Origin of the sequence: Burkholderia sp. Bp9090 (assembly GCF_003857985.1) — a bacterium.
Lineage (GTDB): Bacteria > Pseudomonadota > Gammaproteobacteria > Burkholderiales > Burkholderiaceae > Burkholderia.
This window is the reverse complement of record NZ_QTPV01000012.1, coordinates 53,028-79,942: the sequence shown is the minus strand read 5'-3', so window position 1 is coordinate 79,942 and position 26,915 is coordinate 53,028. Positions and strand designations below refer to the sequence as shown.

At 66.3% G+C, this 26,915-nt stretch carries 25 protein-coding genes and 5 tRNA genes; 11 read left to right on the top strand and 19 right to left on the bottom strand.

Translation table 11 applies throughout. The features are described 5' to 3' along the window. Positions 1-96 precede the first annotated feature (96 nt). The 5 genes from DIE16_RS14120 to rph form a co-directional block, all read right to left on the bottom strand. The gene (locus DIE16_RS14120) at positions 97-498 is read right to left on the bottom strand and encodes a hypothetical protein (RefSeq protein ID WP_044848554.1); all 402 of its coding nucleotides are present in this window, start codon (positions 496-498) and stop codon (positions 97-99) included. 152 nt (positions 499-650) lie between these two features. Continuing rightward, positions 651-738: transfer RNA gene (locus DIE16_RS14115), tRNA-Ser, on the bottom strand. A 42-nt stretch (positions 739-780) separates the two neighbouring features. Next, the gene (gene hemW, locus DIE16_RS14110) at positions 781-1,995 is read right to left on the bottom strand and encodes a radical SAM family heme chaperone HemW (RefSeq protein WP_124892490.1); all 1,215 of its coding nucleotides are present in this window, start codon (positions 1,993-1,995) and stop codon (positions 781-783) included. 34 nt (positions 1,996-2,029) lie between these two features. Then, positions 2,030-2,659, bottom strand: coding sequence for an RdgB/HAM1 family non-canonical purine NTP pyrophosphatase (gene rdgB / locus DIE16_RS14105; protein WP_124892489.1), 630 nt, complete (start codon positions 2,657-2,659; stop codon positions 2,030-2,032). Continuing rightward, positions 2,652-3,392 carry a ribonuclease PH gene (rph, locus tag DIE16_RS14100; RefSeq protein ID WP_124487793.1) on the bottom strand — a complete coding sequence of 247 codons (741 nt, stop codon included), beginning with the start codon at positions 3,390-3,392 and terminating at the stop codon, positions 2,652-2,654. Before rph ends, rdgB begins: the two co-directional genes overlap by 8 nt. A gap of 175 nt (positions 3,393-3,567) precedes the next feature. On the opposite strand from rph, the gene DIE16_RS14095 reads away from it, so the two are divergent. The 4 genes from DIE16_RS14095 to DIE16_RS14080 all read left to right on the top strand — a co-directional run bounded on the left by DIE16_RS14095 (position 3,568) and on the right by DIE16_RS14080 (position 7,873). Continuing rightward, positions 3,568-4,491 (top strand): YicC/YloC family endoribonuclease, encoded by a 924-nt coding sequence (locus DIE16_RS14095; protein WP_124487794.1) that lies wholly within the window; start codon positions 3,568-3,570, stop codon positions 4,489-4,491. Positions 4,492-4,497: 6 nt separating this feature from the next. Further along, positions 4,498-5,181, top strand: a complete 684-nt coding sequence (gene gmk, locus DIE16_RS14090; protein WP_124487795.1) for a guanylate kinase — start codon at positions 4,498-4,500, stop codon at positions 5,179-5,181. 58 nt (positions 5,182-5,239) lie between these two features. Further along, positions 5,240-5,443 (top strand): DNA-directed RNA polymerase subunit omega, encoded by a 204-nt coding sequence (gene rpoZ / locus DIE16_RS14085; protein WP_044848533.1) that lies wholly within the window; start codon positions 5,240-5,242, stop codon positions 5,441-5,443. 63 nt (positions 5,444-5,506) lie between these two features. Beyond that, positions 5,507-7,873, top strand: coding sequence for a bifunctional (p)ppGpp synthetase/guanosine-3',5'-bis(diphosphate) 3'-pyrophosphohydrolase (locus DIE16_RS14080; protein ID WP_044848534.1), 2,367 nt, complete (start codon positions 5,507-5,509; stop codon positions 7,871-7,873). 196 nt (positions 7,874-8,069) lie between these two features. Here the strand turns inward: DIE16_RS14080 and DIE16_RS14075 are convergent. The 3 genes from DIE16_RS14075 to DIE16_RS14065 all read right to left on the bottom strand — a co-directional run bounded on the left by DIE16_RS14075 (position 8,070) and on the right by DIE16_RS14065 (position 8,434). After that, positions 8,070-8,146: transfer RNA gene (locus DIE16_RS14075), tRNA-Arg, on the bottom strand. A gap of 67 nt (positions 8,147-8,213) precedes the next feature. Further along, positions 8,214-8,290: transfer RNA gene (locus DIE16_RS14070), tRNA-Arg, on the bottom strand. 67 nt (positions 8,291-8,357) lie between these two features. Then, positions 8,358-8,434, bottom strand: a tRNA-Arg gene (locus DIE16_RS14065). 131 nt (positions 8,435-8,565) lie between these two features. On the opposite strand from DIE16_RS14065, the gene greB reads away from it, so the two are divergent. Then, entirely contained in the window at positions 8,566-9,129 is a 564-nt protein-coding gene (gene greB / locus DIE16_RS14060; RefSeq protein WP_124496799.1) for a transcription elongation factor GreB, read from the top strand. A gap of 108 nt (positions 9,130-9,237) precedes the next feature. On the opposite strand, the gene DIE16_RS14055 is transcribed toward greB, so the two are convergent. Next, positions 9,238-10,380: a porin gene (locus DIE16_RS14055; RefSeq protein WP_044848536.1), complete on the bottom strand. Its 1,143-nt coding sequence runs from the start codon at positions 10,378-10,380 to the stop codon at positions 9,238-9,240. A 508-nt stretch (positions 10,381-10,888) separates the two neighbouring features. Then, positions 10,889-11,158 (bottom strand): hypothetical protein, encoded by a 270-nt coding sequence (locus DIE16_RS14050; RefSeq protein WP_044848537.1) that lies wholly within the window; start codon positions 11,156-11,158, stop codon positions 10,889-10,891. A 392-nt stretch (positions 11,159-11,550) separates the two neighbouring features. Here DIE16_RS14050 and DIE16_RS14045 point away from each other — a divergent pair, with 392 nt between their 5' ends. Beyond that, positions 11,551-11,754, top strand: a complete 204-nt coding sequence (locus tag DIE16_RS14045) for a cold-shock protein (RefSeq protein WP_006476615.1) — start codon at positions 11,551-11,553, stop codon at positions 11,752-11,754. Between the two features lie 161 nt (positions 11,755-11,915). Beyond that, a complete protein-coding gene (locus tag DIE16_RS14040; RefSeq protein WP_124892488.1) occupies positions 11,916-13,043 on the top strand; it encodes an exonuclease domain-containing protein in 1,128 nt (375 codons plus the stop codon). A gap of 31 nt (positions 13,044-13,074) precedes the next feature. Here the strand turns inward: DIE16_RS14040 and DIE16_RS14035 are convergent, their stop codons facing one another. Next, a complete protein-coding gene (locus tag DIE16_RS14035) occupies positions 13,075-13,668 on the bottom strand; it encodes a chorismate mutase (RefSeq protein WP_124521672.1) in 594 nt (197 codons plus the stop codon). A 227-nt stretch (positions 13,669-13,895) separates the two neighbouring features. After that, the gene (locus DIE16_RS36595; RefSeq protein ID WP_009690993.1) at positions 13,896-14,042 is read right to left on the bottom strand and encodes a hypothetical protein; all 147 of its coding nucleotides are present in this window, start codon (positions 14,040-14,042) and stop codon (positions 13,896-13,898) included. 198 nt (positions 14,043-14,240) lie between these two features. Between DIE16_RS36595 and DIE16_RS14030 the strand changes: the two genes are divergently transcribed. The 4 genes from DIE16_RS14030 (at position 14,241) to DIE16_RS14015 (ending at position 18,832) form a co-directional block, all read left to right on the top strand. Then, entirely contained in the window at positions 14,241-14,630 is a 390-nt protein-coding gene (locus DIE16_RS14030; RefSeq protein WP_124892487.1) for a DUF2946 domain-containing protein, read from the top strand. Positions 14,631-14,757: 127 nt separating this feature from the next. Then, on the top strand, positions 14,758-17,106 hold the full coding sequence (locus DIE16_RS14025) for a TonB-dependent receptor (RefSeq protein WP_124892486.1): 2,349 nt from the start codon (positions 14,758-14,760) through the stop codon (positions 17,104-17,106). Beyond that, the gene (locus DIE16_RS14020; RefSeq protein WP_124892485.1) at positions 17,094-18,353 is read left to right on the top strand and encodes a sialidase family protein; all 1,260 of its coding nucleotides are present in this window, start codon (positions 17,094-17,096) and stop codon (positions 18,351-18,353) included. Before DIE16_RS14025 ends, DIE16_RS14020 begins: the two co-directional genes overlap by 13 nt. Further along, complete coding sequence (locus DIE16_RS14015) at positions 18,350-18,832, top strand: TlpA family protein disulfide reductase (protein ID WP_124892484.1); 483 nt, start codon at positions 18,350-18,352, stop codon at positions 18,830-18,832. The genes DIE16_RS14020 and DIE16_RS14015 overlap by 4 nt, the downstream gene beginning before the upstream one ends. 83 nt (positions 18,833-18,915) lie before the next feature. Here DIE16_RS14015 and DIE16_RS14010 read toward each other — a convergent pair whose 3' ends face one another. From DIE16_RS14010 to pepN, 7 genes are all read right to left on the bottom strand, one after another. Beyond that, on the bottom strand, positions 18,916-19,170 hold the full coding sequence (locus DIE16_RS14010) for a GlsB/YeaQ/YmgE family stress response membrane protein (protein WP_044848544.1): 255 nt from the start codon (positions 19,168-19,170) through the stop codon (positions 18,916-18,918). A 239-nt stretch (positions 19,171-19,409) separates the two neighbouring features. Next, positions 19,410-19,622 (bottom strand): hypothetical protein, encoded by a 213-nt coding sequence (locus tag DIE16_RS14005; RefSeq protein ID WP_124487803.1) that lies wholly within the window; start codon positions 19,620-19,622, stop codon positions 19,410-19,412. Next, complete coding sequence (locus DIE16_RS14000; protein WP_124892483.1) at positions 19,619-21,364, bottom strand: FAD-dependent oxidoreductase; 1,746 nt, start codon at positions 21,362-21,364, stop codon at positions 19,619-19,621. Before DIE16_RS14000 ends, DIE16_RS14005 begins: the two co-directional genes overlap by 4 nt. 175 nt (positions 21,365-21,539) lie before the next feature. Next, on the bottom strand, positions 21,540-22,349 hold the full coding sequence (locus DIE16_RS13995; protein ID WP_124892482.1) for a LuxR C-terminal-related transcriptional regulator: 810 nt from the start codon (positions 22,347-22,349) through the stop codon (positions 21,540-21,542). A gap of 195 nt (positions 22,350-22,544) precedes the next feature. Beyond that, positions 22,545-22,620 (bottom strand) — tRNA-Thr (locus DIE16_RS13990). Between the two features lie 209 nt (positions 22,621-22,829). Then, a complete protein-coding gene (locus tag DIE16_RS13985) occupies positions 22,830-23,843 on the bottom strand; it encodes a class 1 fructose-bisphosphatase (protein ID WP_124892481.1) in 1,014 nt (337 codons plus the stop codon). A gap of 289 nt (positions 23,844-24,132) precedes the next feature. Then, complete coding sequence (gene pepN / locus DIE16_RS13980; RefSeq protein WP_124892480.1) at positions 24,133-26,826, bottom strand: aminopeptidase N; 2,694 nt, start codon at positions 26,824-26,826, stop codon at positions 24,133-24,135. Positions 26,827-26,915: the final 89 nt, after the last annotated feature.

Sequence of the window (26,915 nt, the reverse complement as noted above, 5' to 3'; positions counted from 1 at the left end):
CGCCGTGCTGATCGAATTCTAGGCGATGGCGGCCCGGCCCGTGAGGGCTGCGCGCGTCGCCTGCGGCAACGTCGAGCGTGCCGCAGGCGGTGCGTGTTACCGCGTGCAGCGCGCGTCCTTGCGCTGCACCACGAGGATCACCGGATACTTCTGGCCGTGCTCGAGTTCCACCGGCGCGACGACCGTCAGCGTCGCCGGGTCGGAATCGTCGTACACGCTGACCTGCTCGTTGCGGATGTAGGTCACGCCGGTGCAATTCGTCGCGCGTCCGTCATCCGATACCTTGCACTGGAGCTCGTTTTCCTTCAGGTAGTTGTACGGCGTCGGGCTCGCGAGATATTCGCGCAGGCCGCGCGGCGAGCCGCCGACGCCCTTCACGTACGCGATCGCGCACGACGGTGTTTGCGCGTCGGTGCCGGAGGCGGAATCGGCGGCCGCTGCGTGCGTGCCGACGGCGGCCAGCAGGGCGACGAGCGACGAGGCGATGAAGGGCTTCATGACGTGGATTTCCCGTTTCGCGAATCGGAGCGCCGGATTGTAACGGCATCGGGCGAGATGCGTCGGCAGGCAGAGGGGGCAGCGTGCGCGGCGCGCCGCGAACAAACAAAAACCCCGTCATTCGATGAATGGACGGGGTTGGGCGAACTTCCTGGCGGAAGCGGTGAGATTCGAACTCACGGACAGTTTCCCGTCGCCGGTTTTCAAGACCGGTGCCTTAAACCGCTCGGCCACGCTTCCACACGAGGCGGCATTGTAACCGAAATGCCGCCTCGTTCCGCTTCAATCGTCACGCAGGAACAATTCCTGCAAGTCGTTGAGGAAACGCTGGCCGAGCGGCGTCGGCGCGATCTGCGCGAAATCGCGTGTGATCAGCCCGCGCCGTTCCGCTTCCTTCAGTGCCGGCTCGATCGTGCTGATCGGCAAACCCGTGCGTTCGACGAAGCTGTGCACCGGGAAGCCCTCGACGAGCCGCAGCGTGTTCAGCATGAACTCGAACGGCAGGTCGCGCGCACCGACTTCGCGCTCTTCCTGCACCGGCGTGCCAGCCATCGCCTGTTCGATGAAGGTGGCCGGATGCTTGTAGCGCGCCTGCCGCAGGATCCGGTTCGGGAACGACAGCTTCGTGTGCGCGCCCGCGCCGATCCCGAGATAGTCGCCGAAGCGCCAGTAGTTCAGGTTGTGCTTGCACTGATGATTCGGCTTCGCGTACGCCGACACTTCGTAGCGGTCGTAGCCGGCCTCGGCCGTGCGCGCGTGGATCCATTCCTGCATGTCGGCCGACGCGTCGTCGTCGGGAACCGCGGGCGGAAACTTCGCGAACAGCGTGTTCGGCTCGAGCGTCAGGTGATACAGCGACAGATGCGGCGGCGCGTACGACAGCGCGGTCTCGATGTCGGCCCGGCATTCGTCGAGCGTCTGGTTCGGCAGCGCGAACATCAGGTCGAGGTTGAAGTTGTCGAACGTCTTCGCGGCGATCTCGACGGCCGCGCGCGCCTGCGCGGTGTCGTGAATACGGCCGAGCGCTTTCAGATGGCCTTCGTTGAAGCTCTGGATGCCGACCGACAGGCGGTTCACGCCGCTCGCGCGGAATTGCGCGAACTTCGCGGCTTCGAACGTGCCCGGGTTCGCCTCGAGCGTGATCTCGGCGTCGGCATCGAGCGGCAGCAGCGCGCGCACGTCGGACAGCAGCCGGTCGAGGCCGGCCGCGGACAGCAGGCTCGGCGTGCCGCCGCCGATGAACACCGTATGCACCTGCCGGCCCCAGACGAGCGGCAGCGCCTGTTCGAGATCGGCCCGCAGCGCATCGAGGTACTCGGTTTCCGGAAACCGCTCGCCTTTCCACTCGTGCGAGTTGAAATCGCAGTACGGGCACTTGCGCACGCACCACGGAAAATGCACGTACAGCGCGAGCGGCGGCAGCGACGTGAGCCGTACCTGCCCGGGCGACGTGAATGTCGCGACGACGCGCGCGCCGGTTTCCGCCGCCTGGCTCATGCGGCCTCCGGTTGCGAATGCGTGACGAAGACGATCATGCCGGTTCCTCCGCGAGCCGCGCGAGCAGCGCCTTCAGAGCGAGCGCGCGATGGCTGTGCGTGTTCTTCACGGCCGGCTCGAGTTCGGCCGCCGTCGCGCCGAGCGACGGCAGGAGGAAATACGGGTCGTAGCCGAATCCGTGCTCGCCGCGCGGCGTGTCGACGATCTCGCCCACCCAGCGGCCTTCGGCGAACAGCGGTTCGGGATCGTCCGCGTGGCGCACCAGCGCGAGCACGCAGCAATAGTATGCGCGTCGGTCTGCGACGCCGCGTAGCTGCTCGACGAGGTACGCGTTGTTGGCAGCGTCGCCCTTGGCGCCGCCCGCGCGCTGCGCGTAGCGCGCCGAATAGACGCCCGGTGCGCCGCGCAGCGCGCGCACGCACAGCCCCGAATCGTCGGCGATCGCCGGCAGGCCGGTGAGCCGCGACGCGTGCCGCGCTTTCGTCAGCGCATTCTCGATGAACGTGCCGAACGGTTCTTCCGCCTCGGGCACGGCCAGCTCGCCCTGCGGCACGATCTCGATGCCGACCGTCGAGAACAGCGCGGTGAATTCGCGCAGCTTGCCGGCGTTGTTCGACGCGAGCACGATGCGCGACAGCGGCGCGAGGGTGCGATCATCAGACATGGCCGGCGCCCAGCACGTCCTTCTGCAGCTGCACGAGCTGGCCGATCCCGTTTTGCGCGAGGTCGAGCAGCGCGTTCATCTCGGCGCGCGAGAACGGCACGCCTTCGGCGGTGCCCTGGACTTCGACGAAGCCGCCGGCGCCCGTCATCACGACGTTCATGTCGGTATCGCACTGCGAATCTTCGGCGTAGTCGAGATCGAGCACGGGCGCGCCTTCGTACACGCCGACCGAGATCGCGGCGACGTGGTCGGTGATCGGCGAGCGCGCGAGCTTGCCGGCCGCGATCAGCTTCGATACGGCGTCGTGCGCGGCGACGAAGGCGCCGGTGATGCTGGCCGTGCGCGTGCCGCCGTCGGCCTGGATCACGTCGCAGTCGATGTGGATCGTGCGCGGGCCGAGCGCCTCCAGATCGAACACCGCGCGCAGCGCACGGCCGATCAGGCGCTGAATTTCCTGCGTGCGGCCCGTCTGCTTGCCGCGCGCCGCTTCACGGTCGCTGCGCGTGTGCGTCGCGCGCGGCAGCATCCCGTATTCGGCCGTCAGCCAGCCCTGGCCGCGATCGCGCAGGAATTCGGGCACGCGCTCGGCGACGCTCGCGGTGCAGATCACCTTGGTATCGCCGAATTCGACGAGTACCGAGCCTTCGGCGTGTTTCGTGTAGTGGCGCGTGAGGGCGACCTTGCGCAGTTCGTCGGCGCGGCGGCCGCTCGGGCGGGACAGGGAAGACGTCATGGGGGAATCGTGGACGGAAGAGGAAACCCCGATTTTAGCGCCGAACGGCAGGCGTGCCCGGCGGGGTGGGACGCAAAAATGGGATAATGCGCGCTTCCCGCCCCGCGCCTTGCAATGCGCCGGGCGCCTCGACATATTCCCGCCCGTGAAGGGCACCCAGACGGCGAGACGAACCATGATCTACAGCATGACGGGCTATGCGAGCGCGACGCGCGAACTCGCGACGGCCACCGGCAACGGCGGCACCAGCGTGTCGGTCGAACTGCGCACCGTGAACTCGCGCTTCCTCGACCTGAATTTCCGCATGCCGGACGACGTGCGCGCGTGCGAACCCGCGCTGCGCGAAATGCTGATGAACAAGCTGTCGCGCGGCAAGGTCGACGTGCGCATCAACCTGCAGCGCGGCGAGCAGAGCATCGGTGCGGGCGCGCTGAACCAGACGGCGCTCGGCCAGCTCGCCGAGCTCGAGCGTTCGGTGCTCGATTCGTTCCCGGGCGTCGGCCGCCTGCGCGCGGGCGAGATCCTGCGCTGGCCGGGCGTGCTCGCCGAGAGCGGCGTGTCGGCGGACGCGATCCGCGACGCGGTGCTCGCGTGCGGCAAGGAAGCGATCGGCGAGCTCGTCGTCGTGCGTTCGCGCGAAGGCGCGCAGCTGGCGACGATGCTGCTGTCGAACGTCACCGAAATGGAAGCGATCGTCGCGCGCATCACGCCGCTCGTGCCTGAGCTGATCGCGAAGCATCAGCAGAAGATCGTCGAGCGGCTGCAGGAAGCGCTCGGCATCGCGGCGCCCGAAGGCAGCGCGCCGATCGTCACGCGCGAGGAAGCCGCGGAACGCATTCGTCAGGAAGTGACGATGTACGGCATCCGGATCGACATCGCGGAAGAGCTGTCGCGACTCACCGCGCACCTGAACGAAACGCGTCACGTGATCGAGAAGGGCGGCCGCGTCGGCAAGCGTCTCGACTTCATGATGCAGGAACTGAATCGCGAAGCAAACACGCTCGGCTCGAAGGCGGCGGCGAAGGAACTCGCCGACGCATCGATGGCGCTCAAGCTGTTGATCGAGCAGATGCGTGAGCAAGTGCAAAACCTGGAGTAAAGCAACATGACCGACCTCAACCGCGACGGCCACGCGTCGCATGCGCTGCACGGCGGCGTCTATCCCGGCAATCTGTTCATGGTCGTCGCGCCGTCGGGTGCCGGCAAGTCGACGCTCGTGAACGCGTTGCTGTCGAAGGACAGCGACATCTGCCTGTCGATCTCGTACACGACGCGCAAGCCGCGCCCGGGCGAGCAGGACGGCCAGCACTACCACTTCACGACCGTCGAGGATTTCCGCGCGCGCCACGCCGCGCACGAATTCCTCGAGAGCGCGGAAGTGCACGGCAACTATTACGGCACGTCGCGCGTCTGGATCGAAGAGCAGATGATGAACGGCCACGACGTGCTGCTCGAGATCGACTGGCAGGGCGCACTGCAGGTGAAGAAGCAGTTCCGCAACGCGGTCGGCATCTTCATCCTGCCGCCGTCGCTCGACGCGCTCGAGGAACGTCTGAAGAAGCGCGGCCAGGACGAACCGAACGTGATCACGCGGCGCCTGCTGGCTGCCGGCAGCGAGATCGCGCACGCGTCGGAAGCGGAATACGTCGTGATCAACGAGAATTTCGATCGTGCGCTCGCCGAACTCGAATGCATCGTCGCGGCCACGCGCCTGCGCTTTGCTTCGCAGTACGCGCGACACGCGGAGCTGTTCATCGAGCTCGGCATCCATCTGCCCCACGCGGAATGACGCGAGGGTAGAGGGACATAAGGTAGAATAACGACTATATTCAGAAGGAATTTCCAACATGGCTCGCATTACCGTCGAAGACTGCCTGAAGCAAATCCCCAACCGCTTCGAACTGGCGCTCGCCGCCACCTACCGCGCGCGGCAGCTCGCGCAAGGCCATACGCCGAAGATCGAGAGCCGCGACAAGCCGACCGTCGTCGCGCTGCGCGAGATCGCCTCCGGCCAGGTCGGCGTCGAGATGCTGAAGAAGGTGCCGGTGTAACGCGCATCCGGCCCGTTCCAGCCATGTAGTCCACGCGCGCAACGACTCGACCTGGAGGCGAATATGAGCACCACCCCATCGTCCGCCTCCGCGGATTCGACCACCGAAGCCACGGCCCAGTCGCCTGCGCGCCAGTACATCGACGCGGTCCTCGAACAGTCCTTTCGGCACCTGTTCGGGCCGACCGCCACGCCGGAGCAGCCGCGCAAGCACGGCGTCGTTTCGATCGCGAAACTGACGGGCGTGCTTGCCGAGTATCTCCCTCCGGAGGAAATCAAAGAGGTCAAGGCGGCGTTCCACTTCAGCGACGAAGCCCACCTCGGTCAATATCGCCAGAGCGGCGAACCCTACATCACCCATCCCGTCGCCGTCGCGGAAATCTGCGCCGGCTGGAAGCTCGACGCGCAAGCCGTCATGGCGGCGCTGCTGCACGACGTGATGGAAGACCAGGGCGTGACCAAGAGCGAGCTGGCCGAACGGTTCGGCCCGAAGGTCGCCGAACTGGTCGACGGCCTGTCGAAGCTCGACAAGATGGAGTTCCGCAGCCGCGAGGAAGCGCAGGCGGAAAACTTCCGCAAGATGCTGCTCGCGATGGCGCGCGACGTGCGCGTCATCCTCGTCAAGCTCGCCGATCGTTTGCACAACATGCGCACGCTCGGTGCGGTGCCGATGGAAAAGCGCCGCCGCGTCGCCCGCGAGACGCTCGACATCTATGCGCCGATCGCGCACCGCCTCGGGTTGAACAACACGTATCGCGAGCTGCAGGACATGAGCTTCGCGAACTTCAACCCGCATCGCTACGCGACGCTCGAGAAGGCCGTGAAGGCCGCGCGCGGCAACCGCCGCGAAGTGATCAGCAAGATCCTAGAGGCCGCCCAGCGCGCGATGGGCGATGCGAAGCTCGACGCCGAGATTACCGGCCGCGAAAAGACGATCTACAGCATCTATCGCAAGATGCGCGACAAGCAGCTGTCGTTCTCGCAGGTGCTCGACGTGTACGGCTTTCGCGTCGTCGTCGAGAGCCCGCTCGACTGCTACACGTGCATCGGCGCGCTGCACGCGCTGTACAAGCCCGTGCCCGGCAAGTTCAAGGACTACATCGCGATCCCGAAGATCAACGGCTACCAGTCGCTGCACACGACGCTCGTCGGCCCGTTCGGCGCACCGATCGAGTTCCAGGTGCGCACGCGCAAGATGCACGAGATCGCCGAGGCCGGCGTGGCCGCGCACTGGCTGTACAAGAACGGCGGCGCGGACCTGAACGACGTGCAGAAGCGCGCGCACCAGTGGCTGAAGTCGCTGCTCGACATCCAGAGCGAAGCCGGCGATTCGAGCGAGTTCCTCGAACACGTGAAGATCGACCTGTTCCCGGATGCGGTCTACGTGTTCACGCCGAAGTCGAAGATCATGGCGCTGCCGCGCGGCGCGACGGCGCTCGATTTCGCGTATTCGATCCACAGCGATCTCGGCAACCAGTGCGTGGCCGTGAAGATCAACAACGAGTTGCTGCCGCTGCGTACCGAGCTGAAGAGCGGCGACATCGTCGAGGTGATCACCGCGCCGTATTCGAAGCCGAACCCCGCATGGCTCGGCTTCGTGCGCACCGGCAAGGCGCGTTCGGCGATTCGTCACTACCTGAAGACGATGCGCCTGAACGAGTCGGTGCAGCTCGGCGAGCGGCTCGTCGACCAGAGCCTGAAGGGTTACGGGCTCGCGCTGGCCGACGTGGGGCCGGAAGTGTGGGAGAAGCTCGTCCAGTGGACGGGCAACAAGAGCCGCCAGGAAATCTTCGCGGACATCGGCCTCGGCCGCCGCGTCGCCGCGGTGATGGCCAAGCGCATCGAGGTGCTGATGAGCGGCCGCGATGCGGACGACGATCTGCCGAAGTCCGAGCGGCACCCCGCGCACAATGCGCCGCCGGTCGTGATTACCGGCACCGAAGGGATGTCCGTGCAACTGTCGGCGTGCTGCCGGCCGATTCCGGGCGACGCGATCATGGGCTATATCGGCATCGGTCTCGGGATGGCGATTCATACGACGGATTGCCGCGTCGCGCAGCGCATCCATCGCCGCGATCCGGGCCGCTGGATCGACGTCGAATGGGCGCCGCAGCCGGGTCGTCTGTTCGACGTCGCGGTGAAGGCGCTCGTGAAGAACACGAAGGGCATCTTCGCGCGCGTCGCGGCGGATATCACGTCGGCGGACGCGAACATCGTTCACATCGCGATGGACGAGGATCTGACGCACGAATCGACGGTGCTGCGCTTCGTGATCCAGGTGAGCGACCGTGTCCATCTGGCGAACGTGATGCGGCGCGTGCGGACCAATCCGGACGTGATGCGGATCATGCGCGAGCGCTCGACCGACGACAGCGTGCACGCGCGTCATGACGGCGGCATGCGCATCGAGCGCGAGCGGCAGGATTACTGACGCCGCGCATTGCGATGCAGCGGAATGAGACGGCGGCCACGGGCCGCCGTTTTCGTTTGTGATGTGGGCTTGGCGTTGTGTGGCGGCAGCTCCCGCACGATTCGGGCGCGATCGGTGTTGCCGGGAAGAGGAGGAGAGGCGAAGAGGGTAAGCGGAAAAGAAAAAAGGGCCTTCCCGGAGGAAGGCCCTTCTGAGGTGGCGCGGCTGGCAGGATTCGAACCCACGACCCCTTGGTTCGTAGCCAAGTACTCTATCCAACTGAGCTACAGCCGCACGCAACAACAAAATGCTACAACATCGAACTGAAAGGGCCTTCGGTTGGGAAGGCCCTCGAAAAAGGTGGCGCGGCTGGCAGGATTCGAACCCACGACCCCTTGGTTCGTAGCCAAGTACTCTATCCAACTGAGCTACAGCCGCACGCAACAACAAAATGCTACAACATCGAACTGAAAGGGCCTTCGGTTGGGAAGGCCCTCGAAAAAGGTGGCGCGGCTGGCAGGATTCGAACCCACGACCCCTTGGTTCGTAGCCAAGTACTCTATCCAACTGAGCTACAGCCGCACGCAGAAGCGGAAGTATAGCAGGGTTGTATAAAAAGGGAAGCCTTATTCGCAAAAAATGTCACCCGATCTTGGGAAGGCCGCCTTCGTGTACCCTTGAAGCATCAGTCATCCATGCGTTGAATCTGCATCATGAACAAGGCGTTTGTCAAAGAGTCGGACGGCGACGACGACGATCTCGACCCGGGTCAGCCCGCGATTCCGGCGGGCACGAAGAATTACATCACCCCGGCCGGCCACAAGCGGCTCAGGGACGAGCTCCTGAACCTGATCGACGTCGAGCGTCCCGAGGTCGTGCGGCTGGTGTCGTGGGCCGCGTCGAACGGCGACCGGTCGGAGAACGGCGACTACATCTACGGCAAGCGGCGGTTGCGCGAGATCGACCGCCGGATCCGCTTCCTGACGAAGCGGCTCGATCTCGCCGAAGTCGTCGACGCGAGCCGCCAGGAGAACGTCGACCAGGTGTTTTTCGGCGCGACCGTCGATTACGCGACGCCGGACGGCGAGGATCATACCGTTACCATCGTCGGGATCGACGAGGTCGATCTCGATCGCGGTTGCGTCAGCTGGATCTCGCCGGTCGCGCGGGCGCTCATCAAGGCGAAGATCGGCGATACCGTCACGCTGATGACGCCGGCCGGTCCCCAGCCGATCGACGTGCTCGACGTTCGCTATCCGGCGTCGGGCAGCGCGTGAGCATGGCGCGGCGCATGCGTGCGGTGCAGCGCTGAAACGAACGAGCGCCCCGGGTGGGGCGCTTCGTCATGACGGTCCTGGCCGAACGGCCGGGCTCACGCGCATCGCTCAGAAGCGATGGCGCATGCCGGCCGTGACGGCGATCTGCTTGTTGGTGGACGACGCGGTGCCGAGCCCGTTGATGTTCGCGCCGATCGCCAGGCCGTCCGCATTGACCCGCTGGTATTCGCCCTGCAGGTACAGGTCGGTGCGCTTCGACAGCGCATAGTCGGCCTGCAGGTTGAACTGGTGCCAGCTCGGCGTCTGGCCGTCGAGGCGGCTGTCGGTGTACGTGTACGAGCCAGCGAGCGAGAACGCCGGCGTCAGCGCGTAGCGGCCGTTCACTTCGTAATTGTTGAACCGCGTGCCGCCGATGAGCGGGATGCCGCCCGACACGCCGGACTGCCCGGCGCTGATCCTGGCCGAATCGGTCAGGCGTGTCTGCGTGAACACGAAGCCGGCCGTCGCGGGCCCGAACGCGTAGTTGAGGCCCGCGCCCCAGGTGCGCTGACGGCTGGCGCCGAACGTCCAGTCGCCGGCTACCGCGCCCGGGTCGCTGGCCGCGAGCGCCAGTGCGTTGACGTTGTTGTTCAGCTGCATGTATGCGGCCGCGACGTTGAAGCCCATGTAGCTGTACGACGCGCCGACGCTGTACGCGCGGTTGTTCGAGAAATTGCTGGAATTCGAGAAGCCGTACAGCGCACCGAATTTCAGGCCGCCGTAGTTCGCGCTCTGGTACTTGACCGCGTTGTTGATCCGGAACGAGTTGTTCAGGTTGTCGTTGTCGAACGGGTGCGCGAACTGCGTGCCGCCGTACTGGGTGCCGGTCAGCGACAGCGGGCCGAGGAAATCGACGACGCTGTCGTACTGGCGGCCGAGCGTGAGCGAGCCGTAGCTCTCGTGCGCGAGCCCGACGAACGCCTGGCGGCCGAATTCGCGGCCGTTCTGCTTGAGTGAACCGTTATTGATGCCGAAGCCGTTTTCCAGCGTGAAGATCGCCTTCAGGCCGCCGCCGAGATCCTCGGTACCGCGCAGGCCCCAGCGGCTGCCGTTGATCGAGCCGCTCGTCTCCTGCCACGCACTGTGACCACCCTGGTTGTTCGTGTAGGTGATGCCGGCGTCGATCAGGCCGTACAGCGTGACGGCGCTTTGCGCATGGGCGCCGGTGGCGTACGCGCCCGCCAATGCCGCGACGATCAGGGTCTTTTTCATGATCTGTCTCCAAACAGGATGATGTCGATCGAACCTGCTGCGGGCATCGGCGGCGTCGCAGGTTGGCGACGCCGTGCGCATTGGGCGCGGCACCCTCGTCGGATATCCATTTGCAGTGTACGGATCGGTCCGGGCGTAGAAGAAAATTGCTTCCCGCAATACTGTATTTTGAATCCGGCAAGAATCAGCATATGCGCCGAGAGGCCCGGCCATCAAGACTTTGCGGCAATGCAGCACGCGAAAAAAGCAATCAGGACTGCGTATCGGGTGTCGCGGGCGTTGCGCGATCGCGACAGGCGGTCAATGACGGGCGAGAGCAGGCCTAGCGCGATTATTGACACATCGGCAATAGAGGTTTGTGCGGGGCATGGATAATGAAAGGATGTTCTCTCGCTATACTGCGATCTCTGCTTTCCGAAGCAGACTTTTTCGTTGACGGAAAAGATCTCCAAACCTTTGTCGGCGCGACTTCCCAGTCGCGCTTTTTTTTGCCCTGTCGTTCCGATCCCTACTGCGCGTACGAGCGCCGTTTGCGCTTGCGCTTGCCGGTCGGCTGCGTGTCGTCGGCTTCGGCCTGCGGCGGCGTGTACGTCCAGTCTTCCATTACGTAGTGACGGGCGTCCAGCGGTGACGCCAGCAGGTTCTGCCAATGATCGCCGTGCCAGGTCGGGTCGAACTCGGTGTCGCACGGCGCTTCACGGGTCTCGGCCAGCGCGCGGGACTTGCGGCGTACGCGTGCAAGCCGGCTCGCGAAGCGCTTGAATCCGTCCAGCCACATGGCCTTCTCCTTCCCATTGCCTTTGCACCAGCATCGCAACGTCCCCCGTTTTCCGCAACCCGGAAAAAACCCGAGGAATTTACCGAAACGATTCGTCCCCGGTATGTTTTTCGCGATTTCGATTATTAGCGATCCGATCCCGGTAATATTGACAGGTTCTTGATGCGAATCAATTAATAAAACGCGATCGTGTACCGATTCCAGTGGCATTAGCGTTTTTTTGATAAAGAAAGCCCTAAAAATTCCCTTGACGCACCCGGATTGTCCAATTTATAAAGTCAGCACTCCGTCCCCGGGCGGAGCGCTGGGGGAGTGTCGGCGCGCCGTTGCGGGATTTCGGGAAGCGGCTATAACAGTAGCTTTTTTGATCTAAACGAGTGGGGAACGAAGGTATGGATACCGGTATCGTAAAATGGTTTAACGATGCTAAAGGTTTCGGCTTTATTACGTCCGACAATGGCGGCGAAGATTTGTTTGCGCACTTTTCCGAAATCCGGATGGACGGCTTCAAAACGCTGAAGGAAAACCAGCGCGTTTCCTTTGACGTGAAAGTCGGGCCGAAAGGCAAGCAGGCAGCGAATATCCAGGCGGTCTGACGCGCCACGCTTCGCCGATCACGTCCGGCCCCCGCATCGCGGGGGCTTTTTGCTTTCCGGGGCACGAAAATCGGCGGCCGGCGAATCGATTCGGGTTCGGACTGGTCGCGAACGCATCTGCCGGTGCATACTCACGAAAGCATCGTTTCCCCCGTCTTTTCATGTCCGATTCCCGTCCGTTCGATCCCGCCTGCGACCAGCCGCTCGTCTTCGTCGACCTCGAAACCACCGGCGGCTCGTCCGCCGAGCACCGCATCACTGAAATCGGCGTGGTCGAACTCGGTCCGCTCGGCGTATCGACATGGACGACGCTGGTCAATCCGGGACAGTCGATTCCGCCGTTCATCCAGCAGCTGACGGGCATTTCCGACGAGATGGTGCGCGACGCGCCTTCGTTTGCGTCGCTCGCGCCCGCGCTGTTCGAGCGGCTCGACGGCAAGCTGTTCGTCGCGCACAACGCGAGCTTCGACCGTGGCTTCCTGCGCGCCGAATTCGAGCGCGCCGGCATCGCGTTCAATCCGGACGTGCTGTGCACGGTGCGCCTGTCGCGCGCGCTGTTTCCGCGCGAGGCGCGGCACGGACTCGATGCGCTGATCGAGCGGCATGGCCTCGTTCCATCCGCCCGCCACCGGGCACTCGCGGATGCCGATCTGCTTTGGCAGTTCTGGCGGCAATTGCACGAGATCGTGCCGCTCGAGCGTCTGCGCGACCAGATTGCGCGTACGACGCGCCACTTCCGTCTCGCGGGCGGCATGACCGAAGCGTGGCTCGATACCGCGCCGGCCGGATGCGGCGCGTACGCGCTGTTCGGGGAGGACGACCAAGCGCTGTATGTCGGCCGCAGCGTGCGCGTGCGGCAGCGCTTGCGCGCGCTGCTGACCGGCGAGCGGCGCTCGTCGAAGGAAATGCGGATTGCGCAGCAGGTACGGCGGGTCGAGTGGCGGGAGACCGGCAACGAACTGGGCGCGATGCTCGCCGAAGCGCAGTGGATCGCCCGCCTGCGTCCGTCATACAACCGGCGTCCCGCAGCCGATCACGCCCGTGCGGGCAATGCGCCCTGGCCGTTCGACGGTGCGGTCGCTTTCGAAGCGAGCGGCGAGCGCCGCCTGTTTCACGTGATCGACGGCTGGCGCTACCTCGGTACGGCCGAATCGCTCGACGCGGCCGTGCGGCTCGTGGCCGACGGCACGGACGGCGCGTTCGAACCCCATACCCATCGTCTTCTGCAGACGCATCTCGCACGCGGCCTGCAACTCATTCCGCTCGCGGCACTGACGCCTGCCGACTGAGCAGCGCGGGCCGCGGCGCGCGACGCCGCCGTCAGCCGATCGCGCTGGCGCCGCCTGCGGCGCAAACGTGCGACAGCGCGGTGCCGAGCGCCTGCGTCTGGGTGGAGTCGTAGCGGGTGAGCGTCTTCCAGTTCGCGATGCTGCGTGCGAGCCGCGCCTGGCAGTCGGGTGCGTCGCGCAGCGGTGCGACTTGCGCGAGGCCCGTCAGCATCTTTTGCGTGAGCTGGTCGAGCGCCGGCCGCGTGCTGGTCGCGAGGTCGGGCGGCGTGCCTTCCGGCGGCTGCGTCGCGCGCCACTTTGCAAAGAGCGCGTTCTGCACGTCCTTGCTGGCCGCGATCTGATCCTCGAAAAACGTGCGCGCGAACGCCGGATCCACGCCGGACTGTGCGGCGCGCTTCTCCACCGATGCGAGCAGTGCCGCTTCGCGCGGCCGATCCTCGATCGCCTGGTGGTTCGCCCATTTCCATCGCGCGACGGGTTCGGCCAGCGCGAGCCGCTGCGATGCGAGCGCGACGAGATTGGTGAGCGCCGTGTCGTCGCCGTCCGCGCGCGCGATATGCGGTGACGAAAAAAGGGCGACGCCGAGCGCGGCGACAGCGACGCTGGCACGAATGGCTTGTTTCATCGGAAACATCGGGAGAGGGGAGAGCCGGACAGGCCGGAGGTGGAAAACCAGAAGGATAGACGAAGACAGTCGCGCGGCGGAACGACGCGACAGAAGAATCAGCGGACGCGCTGATCCGGCACCGTCAGGCCGTTGCAGCCGGGGTGCGAAGCGATCTGCGCCGAAAACGCAGCGACGAACCGCGCGATATCGATCGACACGTGGCGGTTACAGGACGGAACGTAGGTTCACTTCGGCGAGTACAGCTTGTGCTGCTCGTCGAAGAATGCCCGGACGTGCTCGGGCAATTCGGCGAGGAATTCCACGCCGACGGGTTCCGGATCCGGGCTCATCACTTGCTCGGGCGGGGGCATGCGGGTTGGTCTTTCGTCCATGTTCGTTTCTCCAGCGGGTTCAATGATTATCAACCTCGCGCTTGGATTTATGCCAGTGGCGAATCGTTAGATTTTGTCTCTGTTGTATTAACGGCACATGCGCTGCTGCGCGCCGAGCAATGCCGACTATCACACCCTGCACAATCGGCAACAATCGGGCCGCTTGCTATACTTGCGCGCACTTTTTCCTGGACCGCGATGAAACGAACGACGCGATGGATCGGCCTCGTATGGCTGGCGCTGGTACTGAACGTACTGTCGCCCGTCGTCGGCTACGCGCGTCTCGCATCGAGCGGTTCCGGCGGGCTCACGCTCGAGTTGTGCAGTGCGGCAGGCGCTCGCGAGGTCGTCCTCGCGCAGTCCGGCGACGACCGCGGCGCGGCGTCGTTCGATCATGCCGGCGTGCCGCACTGCGTGTACTGTCCCGGCTTCGCGGCGAACGTCGCGCTCGGCACGAGCCTGCCCGCGTTGCCGGGTTTCGTGCGCGCGTTCGCGTACCGGGCGGGCGCCCCGGCCGTTCCCGATGTTCCCCGCACGGGCATCCGTCTCGCGCAGCCGCGCGGTCCGCCTGAAAACGTCCCGATCTGATTGATATCGTTCGCGCGCCCCAGTGGCGCGCGTGCCGCCCGCGGCCTGGTCCGCGCGCCGTGCCGTCTGCGCGCGGCGCGTTGGCTTGCGTGCGGCGGCGTCCGGTCACGTTTTCAGGAATTCATCCATGTCGTTCACCTTCGCCGCGCGGCCCTCGCGCGGCCGGCTCGCGCTTGCCTGCGCGGCCGCTTTTGCCTGGCCGGCCGCGCAGGCGGCCTCGATCGATGGCGCATCCGCCGCGCCGGTGCCCGCCGGCGCCGGCAACCCGGCCGGCCGTGCCGCACCGGTCGCCGCGCTCGCCTCTGCGGGCGACACGCTGACCGCCGTCAGCGTCACCGCAAGCCGGCAACCCGTCGATCCGGATACGCCGGCCGTCGTCGAGTCGATCACGCGCGAGCAGATCGACGCGCATACCAACGTCACCACCGAGGACGCGCTGAAGTACGCGCCCAACCTGATGGTTCGCAGGCGCTACATCGGCGACCGCAACAGCGTGTTCGCCGGCCGCGACTTCAACGAACTGCAGAGTGCGCGCGGGCTCGTGTACGCCGACGGCCTGCTGCTGTCGAACCTGCTCGGCTCGAGCTATGCGTATCCGCCGCGCTGGTCACTGATCGCGCCCGACGATATCGCGCGCGTCGACGTGCTGTATGGCCCCTTTTCCGCGCTGTATTCCGGCAATGCGATCGGCTCGACCGTGCTGCTGACGACGCGGCGTCCCGACAAGCTCGAGGCGTCCCTGTCGACGCAGTTCTTCACGCAGCGCTATCACGACGGCTACGGGTTCGCGGACAGCTTCGGCGGCAATCACCAGACCGCTCGGATCGCGAACCGCGTCGGCAAGTTCTGGTTCTCGCTGTCGCTCGACCGGCTGGAGAACGACGGCCAGCCGATGCAATATGCGAGCCCCAACGCCGCCTACAACCCGCGGCTGGGGGCCGCGGTGCCCGTGACGGGCGCGGCCACCGACATCGGCCCCAACGGCAAGCCGCGCACGATCGTCGGTGCGCAGAACATCGAGCGGACCGAGCAGCTCAACGAGACGGTCCGGATGGGCTATGCGTTCACGGACCGCGTCGACGCGACGCTGACGCTCGGGCACTGGGAGAACCATTTCCGGCAGCACGGCGAAACCTTCCTGCGCGACGCGGCCGGCAATCCCGTGTACGGCGGCAACGTGTCGCTCGGCGGCCGGAACGTGACCGTCGCGCCGAGCGCGTTCGCGCCGCAGCGCGGCGACCAGGAGAACTGGCTGTACGCGCTCGGGCTGAACGGCCGGCTCGATTCGGGCTGGCGGCTGTCGGGCGTGGTTTCCGCCTACGACGTGTCGCGCGACGTGCTGCGCGCGGCATCGACCGTGCAGGGCGGGGCGGGCACGCTGTTCCAGGGCGACGGCACGGGCTGGCGCACGCTCGACCTGAAGGCCGAGGCGCCGGAAGTGAAGGGGCACACGCTCACGTTCGGCTATCACTACGACAACTACTTCCTGCGCAACGTCACGTACAACACGGCCGACTGGCTGGCCGGGCCGACCACGTCGCTCGCGAGCGTCTACCGGGGCGACACGCGCACGCAGGCGCTGTTCGCGCAGGACGCGTGGCGTTTCGCGCCCGGCTGGCTCGCGACCCTCGGGCTGCGCTACGAGCGCTGGGATGCGTACGGCGGCGCGCTCGGCAACGCGAACGGCACGCTCGGCTACGCGGACCGCGGCGCGAATGCGCTGTCGCCGAAAGTCGCGCTGCAATGGGACGCGACGGACGTCTGGCGTTTCCGGCTGTCGTTCGCGACCGGCACCCGCTTCCCGACGGTCGGCGAGCTGTTCCAGGGCACGATCTCGAACAACGCGATCGTCAACAACAACCCGAACCTGCGGCCGGAAAAGGCGATCGACTGGGACTTCACGGCCGAGCGCGACGTGGGCGTCGGCGTCGTGCGCGCGAGCGTGTTCCAGAGCGACCTGCGCGATTCGATCTACAGCCAGACGACGGTGTCGGGCGCGTCGACCGTCACCAACATCTCGAACGTCGATCGCGTGCGCGTGCGCGGCGTCGAACTCGCATTCAGCGGCCAGAACGTCGGGCTGCGCGGGCTCGACATCGACGCGAACGTGTCGGCGAGCAACGCGCAGATCCTGGCCGACACCGCGAATCCCGCGTACGTCGGCTCGCGCTTTCCGCGCATCCCGCGCATGCGCGCGAACCTGCTCGCGTCGTACCGCTTCGACGAGCACTGGCTCGCGAGCGTCGGCGTCCGCTACTCGGGCCGCCAGTTCAACACGCTCGACAACAGCGACGTGAATCCGGACGTGTACGGCGGCACGAGCATCTTCACGGTCGTCGACCTGAAGGCGCGTTACCGGTTCGATCGTCACTGGACTGCGTCGGTCGGCATCGACAACCTGACGGACCGCCGCTACTACGTGTTCCATCCGTATCCGGGCCGCACTTTCTTTGGAGAACTGAAATGGTCGCTGTGAAATCGCTCGCGGCAGGCTGCGCGCTGTGGCTCGCGGCGCTGTCGCCTGCCGGCGCGCACGACGCGCCGAAAGCCGCCGATCCGCATGCGGCGCACATGAGCATGCAGGCCGCACCGGCGCAACAGAAGCAGCCGCTCGCGACCGGCGCCGCGTTCGACGCGCGGCACCGGCTGTGGGTCGCATGGGTCGAAGGCGCGCACGTCGTCGTCGCGCACTCGGACGATGCGGGCCGCACGCTGTCCGCGCCCGTGACCGTCAACGCGCTGCCCGAGCCGATCTACACGAGCGCGGAGAATCGCCCGAAGATCGCGACGAGCCCGGACGGTCGCGCAGTGTACGTATCGTGGTCGATGCCGCTGGATGCGCCGTACACCGGCATGGTGCGCTTCGCGCGTTCGCTCGACGGCGGCGCGACCTGGAGCGTGCCGGTCACCGTGCATCGCGACCGGCAGGCGATCACGCACCGCTTCGACATGATGGCGGTCGATCCGGCCGGCAACATCGCGATCGCGTGGATCGACAAGCGCGATCTCGTCGCGGCGAAGGCGGCGGGGCAGGCGTACGAAGGGGCGGCCGTCTACTACGCGGTGTCGCGCGACGGCGGTGCGTCGTTCGAGCCCGAGCGCAAGGTGACGGATCACACGTGCGAATGCTGCCGCATCGCGATGGCGATCGATCCGGCCGGGCACATCGAAGCCGTGTGGCGCAACGTGTTCCCGGGGCAGATCCGCGACCATGCGCTCGCGGTGTTGCCCGTTTCGGCATCGGAGTCCGTCGTGCCGGTGCGTGCGACGTTCTCAAACTGGCATGTCGAGGCTTGCCCCGAGCACGGGCCGGCGCTCGCGATCACGCCGGACGGCACGCGCCATCTTGCGTGGTTCGGCGTCGTCGACGGCCGCGGCGACGTGTTCTATTCGCGCATCGGCGCCGATGGCCGGCCGAGCGGCACGCCGTGGGCGTTCGGCGCGAATCCGGCGGTGCCGGCCGAGCAGGCATCGCATGCGGCACTCGTCGTGCGCGGCGAGGTCGTCTGGCTCGCATGGAAGGCGTTCGACGGCGACACGATGCAGATCAAGCTGCGCCGCTCGGACGATCGCGGCGAGCACTGGTCGGCGCCGCGCGTGATCGCGTCGACGTCGGGCGCGAGCGACAACCCGCAACTGCTCGACGATGCGGGCCGCATCTACCTGTCGTGGCGTACGCGTAACGACGGCTACCGGCTGATTGCCGTGGAGGGGGCGCAATGAAACGGCTGATCGTGTTGATCGGCGCCGTGTTCGCAAGCCTGCCGGGATGGGCTGGCGGACTGCAGCCGCTGCGCGCGGCCGAGGTCGCGAAGGTGTACGCGACGGCGCACGAACGGCCGCTCGCAGTCGAGATCTGGTCGCTCGATTGTGGCTACTGCCGCGAGAACGCCGCGCATCTGGTCGCGTGGCAGCGCCGCCATCCGGACGTGCAGCTCGCGATGGTCTCGATGGACGCGTACGACGACAACGGTGCGGCAATCGCACAGGCGCTCGCGCAAATGAACCTGCCGCCGCAGGTCGCGCAGTATGCGAACGCCGAGCCGATGCCCGAGCGTCTGCGGGCGGCGCTCGATGCGGGATGGCGGGGAGAAATGCCGCGTACCGTGTGGATCGGTCGCGACGGCGCACGCGACGCGCGCAGCGGCTTGCTGACGACCGACGTGCTCGACGGCTGGTTGCAGCGCGGCAAGCGCCGCTGAAACGGACGGCGGCGCGGGGGATGCCCCGCGCGCCGCTTCGATGCGACAAACGAAAGCGCGCCCGAAGGCGCGCGAGAAGATCGTCAGGCCGCGCGCCTGAACAGCCGGATCACGAACAGCAGGATCACGGCGCCGATGACCGCGACGATCACCGAGCCGATGAAGCCGCTGCCGAGGGTGATGCCGAGCAGCCCGGCCAGCCAGCCGCCGATCACCGCGCCGACGATACCGACGATGATGTCGACGATCAGGCCGAACCCGCCGCCCTTGACGAGCACGCCCGCCAGCCAGCCGGCGATCGCGCCGATGATGAGCCACATAATCAAGCCATGAGTCATGGTGATCCTCTCCTTGTGTTGAGTCGAAATGACCGGACGTCGGCTGTTTCACCGCAAGCTGCATGAAGCGGCATGCGACCCGCCGCGCCGCCCACGCAATGTAACGCGATAGACGGGTCGGAATCGTTAAGTAATGTTATGCACCCTTAACGGGTTTTTCCAGAGGATTCGTCTGTCATTCGAAATGAATCTGTAAGGAGGGGCCGCACGATTGTGCGTCATGCGTCATGCGTCATGCGTCATCGTCCGTGCGTCGGCGCCGGTGTGCCCGTGTCGGGCAGGCCGTCGCCGGCGTCGGCAATCAGGCGGGTGACGGTTGCCGTATCGCCGATCGCCTCTATCGCCAGCAACGCGAAGCGGGCGAGAAAGAGCGCCGCATCGGTTTCGCCGATGCCGGTCATCGTGCGGCACAGGTCGGTGTAGAGGATGTCGCGTTCGGTATCGGTGATCATGCGTGCTCCTGAATGTTGGCCGACGTGCGCGGGTGCAGCGCGCGTTCGAGTGCGGCGGTCACGTCGGCGGCGCGTGCATCGTGCCAGCGGCCGAGCACGTGTCCGTCCGGACGTACGAGATAGACGGTGCCGTCGCGCGCGCCGTACAGGTCGAACAGCCGGCCGTCGGCATCGTAGCCGCCGCATCCCGGCTGTTGCGGTGCCGCGTGCCGTGCAAGCGTGACCAGCGCGAACGGTATGCCGGCCTCGTGCAGGTTTCGTTCGAGATCGGCGAACGACGGATCGGGCGCACCGTCACGCATGAAGCGGAACGCGGTGAAACGCGGACCGACGAGATCCGTCAGGTGGCCGCGTCGCATGCCTTCGTCGGTGCCGATGTCGCCCGACGCGTGCAGCATCAGCGGACATTCCGCGAGTACCATGCCGGGCGACGGCCCGGCCGAAAACGCATCGCGCTCGTCCGCATTGAGCGGTGACGCCGTGTAGGCGATGGCCGACGTCTGGCGCGGATTGATCAGCGAACGCAACGCCGGATGCCGGACCGCGAGCGTCAGCACGGCCTTGCGCATCAGGTCGAACGCGAACGACGGCGGCGCCATGAACTCGGTGCTCTTGCTGCCGTAGCGCAGGTTCTCGTGCGTCGCGAACACGCGCTCGTCCGAATAGCTGTCGAGCAGCGCGTCCGACGCGAGGCCGCGAATCACGTACGCGAGTTTCCACGCGACGTTGTCGGCGTCGTCGATGCCCGAGTTCGCGCCACGCACGCCGAAGATCGGCACGAGGTGGGCGGCGTCGCCGCAGAACAGCACGCGGCCGTGCCGATAGCGTTCGAGCGTCAGCGCGTTTGCCTTGTAGATCGTGATCCAGATCGGCGACCAGTCGCCGCGCTCGCCCATCATGTCGAGCAGGCTCTGCACGCGCGGGATCACGTTCTCGGGTTTCACGGCCGCTTCGGGATCCTCATCGTCGCGCAGCTGATAGTCGATCCGCCATACGTTGTCCGGCTGCTTGTGGACGAGTACCGTCGAGCCGGGGTTCGACGCCGGGTCGAAGTACGCGAGCCGCTCGGTCGGCCGGTCGCTGTCGAGCGCGATGTCGACGATCACGTAGCGGCCTTCATAGCTTGTGCCCTGCAGCGACAGCCCGAGCGCATCGCGTATCGTGCTGCGCCCGCCGTCGCTCGCGACGACCCAGTCGGCATCGAGTGCATAGCGGCCGAGCGGCGTATCGACGTCGAGGCGCGCGCCGGCCGGGTGCTGCGTGACGCCCGCGACTTTCGTCTGCCAGCGGATCTCGATGAGCTCGGGGCGGCGCAGCGCGGCATCGAGCAGGAACTGCTCGATGTGATACTGCGCGAGGTTCACCATCGGCGGCAGCTTCTGGTTCTCGTCCTGCGGCATCGTGAAATGCAGCACTTCGTCGTGACGATGGAAGCTGCGTCCGCCGCTCCACGGCAGTCCGACGCGCATGAAGCTGTCGAGCGCGCCGAGCCGCTCGATGATCTCGAGGCTGCGTCGCGAGATGCAGATCGCGCGGCTGCCGTGACAGACCGAATCATCGGCTTCGAGCAGCACGCTGCGGATGCCGTGATTGGCGAGGCCGAGTGCGACAGCGAGGCCCACCGGGCCGCCGCCGACGATCGCGACGCGGTGCCGCTGCGTATCGACGCCGGCGCTGCAGGTCGGCAGGTGCGGGGGATGACGCACGGCGACGAACGGGTAGGGTTTGAATTCGATGCCCATCGTTGGCTTCCAGGTTGCGCTGATCGAACGCGCACGCTCGGCGACGCGATGCGTGCGGCAGGTTGGATGCAGTATGGAAGCCGCGCCGGACACCGCTGTCCCCATTCCGGGTACGGCGAACGGCTGGCGGCGGGCCGGGATTTACCCCGACGCGTTCAGGATCGGCAATCGAAGTTCAGGGTTGCAGGCACAGCGCGAACAGCTGGCGCTGGCTCGAGATGCCGAGGCGCCGGTACGCGCGCTTCTGATAGGTGACGACACTCGAAGCCTTCACGCCGATCGTCTCGCCGATCTCCTGTGCGGTCTGGCCTTCGAGCACGCCGCGCAGCACGTCGAGCTCGCGCTTGGACAGTGTCGGGCATGCGCCGCGCAGCCGCGCGAGCATCTGTAGCGGGATGCCGATCTGCGCCGAGCCCGCGAGCGCATAGTGATGCTGCGTGGCCTGCGCGATCAGCGGTGCGAGCGTTTCGATGGCCGTGATCTCGCGCGGCTGGAACGTGCCGCTGCGGTGCGCGCGATACAGATTGATCGACAGCCAGGTCGAGTCGTTCGGCTGCATCAGTAACGCGAGGCGATCGGAGACGTCGGGGCCGCGGTAGCAGGCCGTGCGATACGCGTCGTGGCCGATCTCGTCGCCGGCCTGCTGATGCAGCAGCACGTCGCGGCGCTGCGTGCGGCGACCGGCGGCCGAGACGATTCGCTGGTTGCCGTCGAGCGCATAGAAATGGCGCGCATAGGTGTCGGCAACGTCGCGCAGGTAGCGGCCGCCGCGATGGTCGGCGACCGAGACGGTGCGCGGCCGGTTGCCGAACTCGTACGCGAAGATCGTGCACTGCGTGACGGCCAGCGCATCGTCGAACAGCTTCAGGATTTCCGCGGCGAACGCGTTCGGCTCGCTGCCGCCGATCGCGGCGACGAGACCGGTTGCACGGGACACGTCCAGTTGTCCGCTGAGGTTCGGTCGCTCGAGACGCCAGGTGCGCATGATGCTGGGGAGGGGCCGGTGGTCCGGCGATTGTAATCGGCGGCGCGCGGTGCGGGAGTCGGGGGATGCCCGCAAGCGGAAATGGCGGAGAGGGTGGCGCACGACTTCGCGCATCGGAAATCGTGGCTGGAATCGGAATTGCGGCCGGAAAAGAGAAAAGGCCTGACAAGCGATGCTTGTCAGGCCTTTATATCTTGGTGCCGGAGATAGGAGTCGAACCTACGACCTTCGCATTACGAATGCGCTGCTCTACCAACTGAGCTACACCGGCAGCAGAGAAATGAAATTATATGGTCAAATCCGAGATCTTGGCAATAGGTTTTGCGAAATTTTTTTCAGCTTGCTGCTGCTGCTTCGCGAAACCCTCGATCCGGCGGACTTCCCGCTTTCACTTCACTGCGATGCAGCCTGTCAGGGCCACATCGCGAAGGCGCGATTGTACTGACGTCTCGCACCCCCGTCTAGTGCTGCAGTGCAAATTTATTTGCCTTCGTTGTGATAGCCGGTCACGCGCTCGACTTCGTTCTTCGAACCGAGGAATACCGGCACGCGCTGGTGCAGGCCGGTCGGCTGCACTTCCATGATGCGCTGCGTGCCCGTCGTCGCGGCGCCGCCCGCCTGTTCGACGATGAACGACATCGGGTTCGCTTCGTACATCAGGCGCAGCTTGCCCGGACGATCGGGCGTGCGCTTGTCGGCCGGGTACATGAAGATGCCGCCGCGGTTCAGGATCCGGTGCACGTCGGCCACCATCGACGCGATCCAGCGCATGTTGAAGTTGTCGCCGCGCGGGCCTTCCTTGCCGGCGTTCAGTTCGTTGACGTAGCGCTGGACCGGTTCGTACCAGTGCCGTGCGTTCGATGCGTTGATCGCGTATTCGCGCGTATCGGCCGGGATCTGCATGTTGCTTTGCGTGAGCACCCACGAGCCGACTTCGCGGTCGAGCGTGAAGCAGTTCACGCCGTTGCCGGTCGTCAGTACGAACACGGTTTGCGGGCCGTACACCGCGTAGCCGGCCGCGACCTGCTCCGTGCCCGGCTGCAGGAACGATTCCTCGGTGGCCAGCTTGCCGTCCGGGCAGCGCAGTACCGAGAAGATCGTGCCGATCGACACGTTCACGTCGATGTTCGACGAGCCGTCGAGCGGGTCGAACACGAGCAGGTATTCGCCGCGCGGGTAGTTCGCGGGGATCGGGAAGAACGTTTCCATTTCCTCCGATGCCATCGCGGCGAGGTTGCCGCCCCATTCGTTCGCGTCGAGCAGGATCTCGTTCGACAGGATGTCGAGCTTCTTCTGCACTTCGCCCTGGACGTTCTCGCTGCCGGCGGTGCCGAGTGCATCGCCGAGCGCGCCCTTCGACACGTTGTAGCTGATCGCCTTGCACGCGCGGGCGACGACTTCGATCAGCAGGCGGAGGTCGGCGGGGAGGTTGTTGGTCTCACGCTGCTGCTCGATCAGGAACTTGGACAGCGTGGTGCGGCGGGCAATGGACATGACAGACTCCGAGAGGCCAAAGAATCCTTGAATTGCCGCAATTTTACCCGGCGCGCTTCCCGAGCCGCCGCCTTTTTTCGTCCGGTTACATGGTCGGCCGGCTGGTCTGGCCGGGTTCCGGCGTGCGCGGCGCGGCGGATCGGCCCGGCAGCGGCGGTAAAACCGGGGGGGGCGAACGCATGGTCCGGCTCCCGTTCCGCCAACCTTCAGACGACAAAAAAGCCGGCGCCGCAACGGGGCGGCACCGGCTTCGTCGCGCTGGCGCGCGCGGCGAGTCGCGTGCGTGACGTTACGCGAGCGCCTTCTCGACGATCTCGCGCACGTCGCGCGATTTGGCACCGGCCGCGACCTGCTCGAGCGCTTCGCGCATCCGGTCGCGCAGCGCCGGCGTAAAGCGGCGCCACAGTTCGAGCGAGCGGGCGAGGCGCGCGGCGACCTGCGGGTTGATCGCGTCGAGCGCGAGCACCTGTTCGGCCCAGAACGCGTAGCCCGAGCCGTCCGCCGCGTGGAATTGCGCCGGGTTCGCCGCGCAGAAGCTGAAGATCAGCGCGCGCGCGCGGTTCGGGTTCTTCAGGTTGAACGCGGGGTGGGCCATCAGCGTGCGGACCTTCGCGAGCGTCGGCTGGGCCGGCGTGCCGCGCTGCGCGGCCTGCATCGCGAACCACTTGTCGATCACGAGCGCTTCCTTTTCGAAGCGGCGGTAGAAGTCGTCGAGCGCGCGCGCGGCCGCGTCGTTCGCACCGGCCGCCGCGGCGGACAGCAGTGCGCCGAGCGCGGCGGCGCGATCGGTCATGTTGTTCGCCGCGTCGTACTGCGCGGTCGCGATGCGCACGGCGTCGGCCGGATCCTCGAGTTCGGCGAGATACGCGAGCGCGAGGTTCTTCAGCGCGCGGCGGCCGGAGGCTTCAGGCGTCGGCTCGTACGCGCCCGGCGTCTGGTGCTGCTCGTACGCGGCGAGCCACTCGGCGCGCAGCGCGGTCGCGAGCTGGCGGCGCACGAATTGGCGGGCGCGATGCACGGCGGCCGGATCGGCTTCCGCCATCTGGTCGGCCAGATAGGTTTCCGACGGCAGCGTCAGTGCGAGCTCGCGGAACGCGGGCGACAGGTTTTCATCGGTCAGCACGCGGCGGAACGCGGCGACGAAATTCGCGCCGAGCGTGAGCGGTTCGTTCGCGGCGGCGCGCGCGGCGAGCGTCAGCAGCGCGCGTGTCGCGAGGCGCTGGCCGGCTTCCCAGCGGTTGAACGGGTCGCTGTCGTGCGCGAGCAGGAACGCGAGGTCGTCGTCGCCGTAGTCGTATTCGACGATCACCGGCGCGGAGAAATTGCGCAGCAGCGACGGCAGCGGCTCCTCCGGCACGTCGACGAACGTGAAGGTCTGCTCGGTGTCGGTGAAGTCGAGCACGCGCGTCGTGCCCGATGCGGCGGCTTCGCCGTCGAGGCGCAACGGCAGGTCGCGGCCGTCGCGGCCGATCAGGCCGATCGCGAACGGAATCAGCAGCGGCCCCTGCTGCGTCTCGCGCGCGGCCGGCGACGCGTCGCCGTAGCCCTGCGCGAGCGTGACCGTGTAGCGGCGCGCAGCCGCGTCGTACGCGGTGCGCACCGACACGCGCGGCGTGCCGGCCTGGCTGTACCAACGTTCGAATTGCGCGAGGTCGCGCCCGTTCGCGTCGGCCATCGCGTGACGGAAGTCGTCGCAAGTCACCGCTTGACCGTCGTGGCGCTGGAAGTACAGGTCCATCCCCTTGCGGAAGCCGTCGCGGCCGAACAGCGTCTGGTACATCCGCACGACTTCCGAGCCTTTCTCGTAGACGGTCATCGTGTAGAAGTTGTTGATCTCGACGTAGCTTTCCGGACGCACCGGATGCGCCATCGGGCCCGCATCCTCGGCGAACTGCAGCTGGCGCAGCACGCGCACGTCCTCGATGCGCTTGACCGCGCGGGCCGCGGATTCGACGTCGTCGCCCGCGGCCATGTCGGCCGAGAACTCCTGGTCGCGGAACACGGTCAGCCCTTCCTTCAGGCTCAGCTGGAACCAGTCGCGGCAGGTCACGCGGTTGCCGGTCCAGTTGTGGAAGTACTCGTGGCCGACCACCGATTCGATGTTCGTGAAGTCGGTGTCGGTCGCGGTCTCGGGGTTCGCCAGCACGTACTTCGTGTTGAAGATGTTGAGCCCCTTGTTCTCCATCGCGCCCATGTTGAAGTCGCCGACCGCGACGATCATGAAGCGGTCGAGATCGAGCTCGAGGCCGAAGCGCTTTTCATCCCAGCGGATCGAATGGATCAGCGAATCCATCGCGTGACGGGTCTTGTCGAGATCGGCCGGTTCGACCCACACCTGCAGCAGCTTTTCCTTGCCGGAGCCGGACGTGATCTTCTCCTCGATCGCGACGAGCTTGCCCGCGACCAGCGCGAACAGGTAGCTCGGCTTGCGGAACGGGTCCTCCCATTTCGCGAAGTGGCGGCCGTCGGCCAGCTCGCCCGAGTCGACGAGATTGCCGTTCGACAGCAGCACCGGGTACGCGGTCTTGTCGGCGCGCAGCGTGACGGTGTACGACGCCATCACGTCGGGGCGGTCGAGGAAGTAGGTGATGCGGCGAAAGCCTTCGGCCTCGCACTGCGTGAAGAAGTTGCCGCTCGACACGTACAGCCCGGACAGCGTCGTGTTCTGGTCCGGCGCGCACGCGCTGTCGAGCGTAAGCTCGAACGCATCGGGCACGTTTTCGACGGTCAGCCCGTGGTCGTGCGCGCGCACCGGACCATACGGCGCGCCGTCGAGCCGTGCGCCGAGGAATTCGAGCGCTTCGCCCATCAGCTCCAGATGCGGGGTGGGCGCCGCGTCCGGATTGCGGCGCACGCGCATCGTGTTCCTGACGATCGTGCGGGCCGGCGCGAGATCGAATTCGAGTGCGACGGAATCGATGAGGAAGGCCGGCGGCGTGTAGTCGGCGCGGCGGATCACGGTGGAGGAGGCGTTGTCGGACATGGTCGTCGAGATCGGTGGAGTGGGGATCGGGCCCGCAGCGCGGGCCGGCTGAACCGGGCCATTGTACAAAGGCTTGCGGCCGCGTGCCG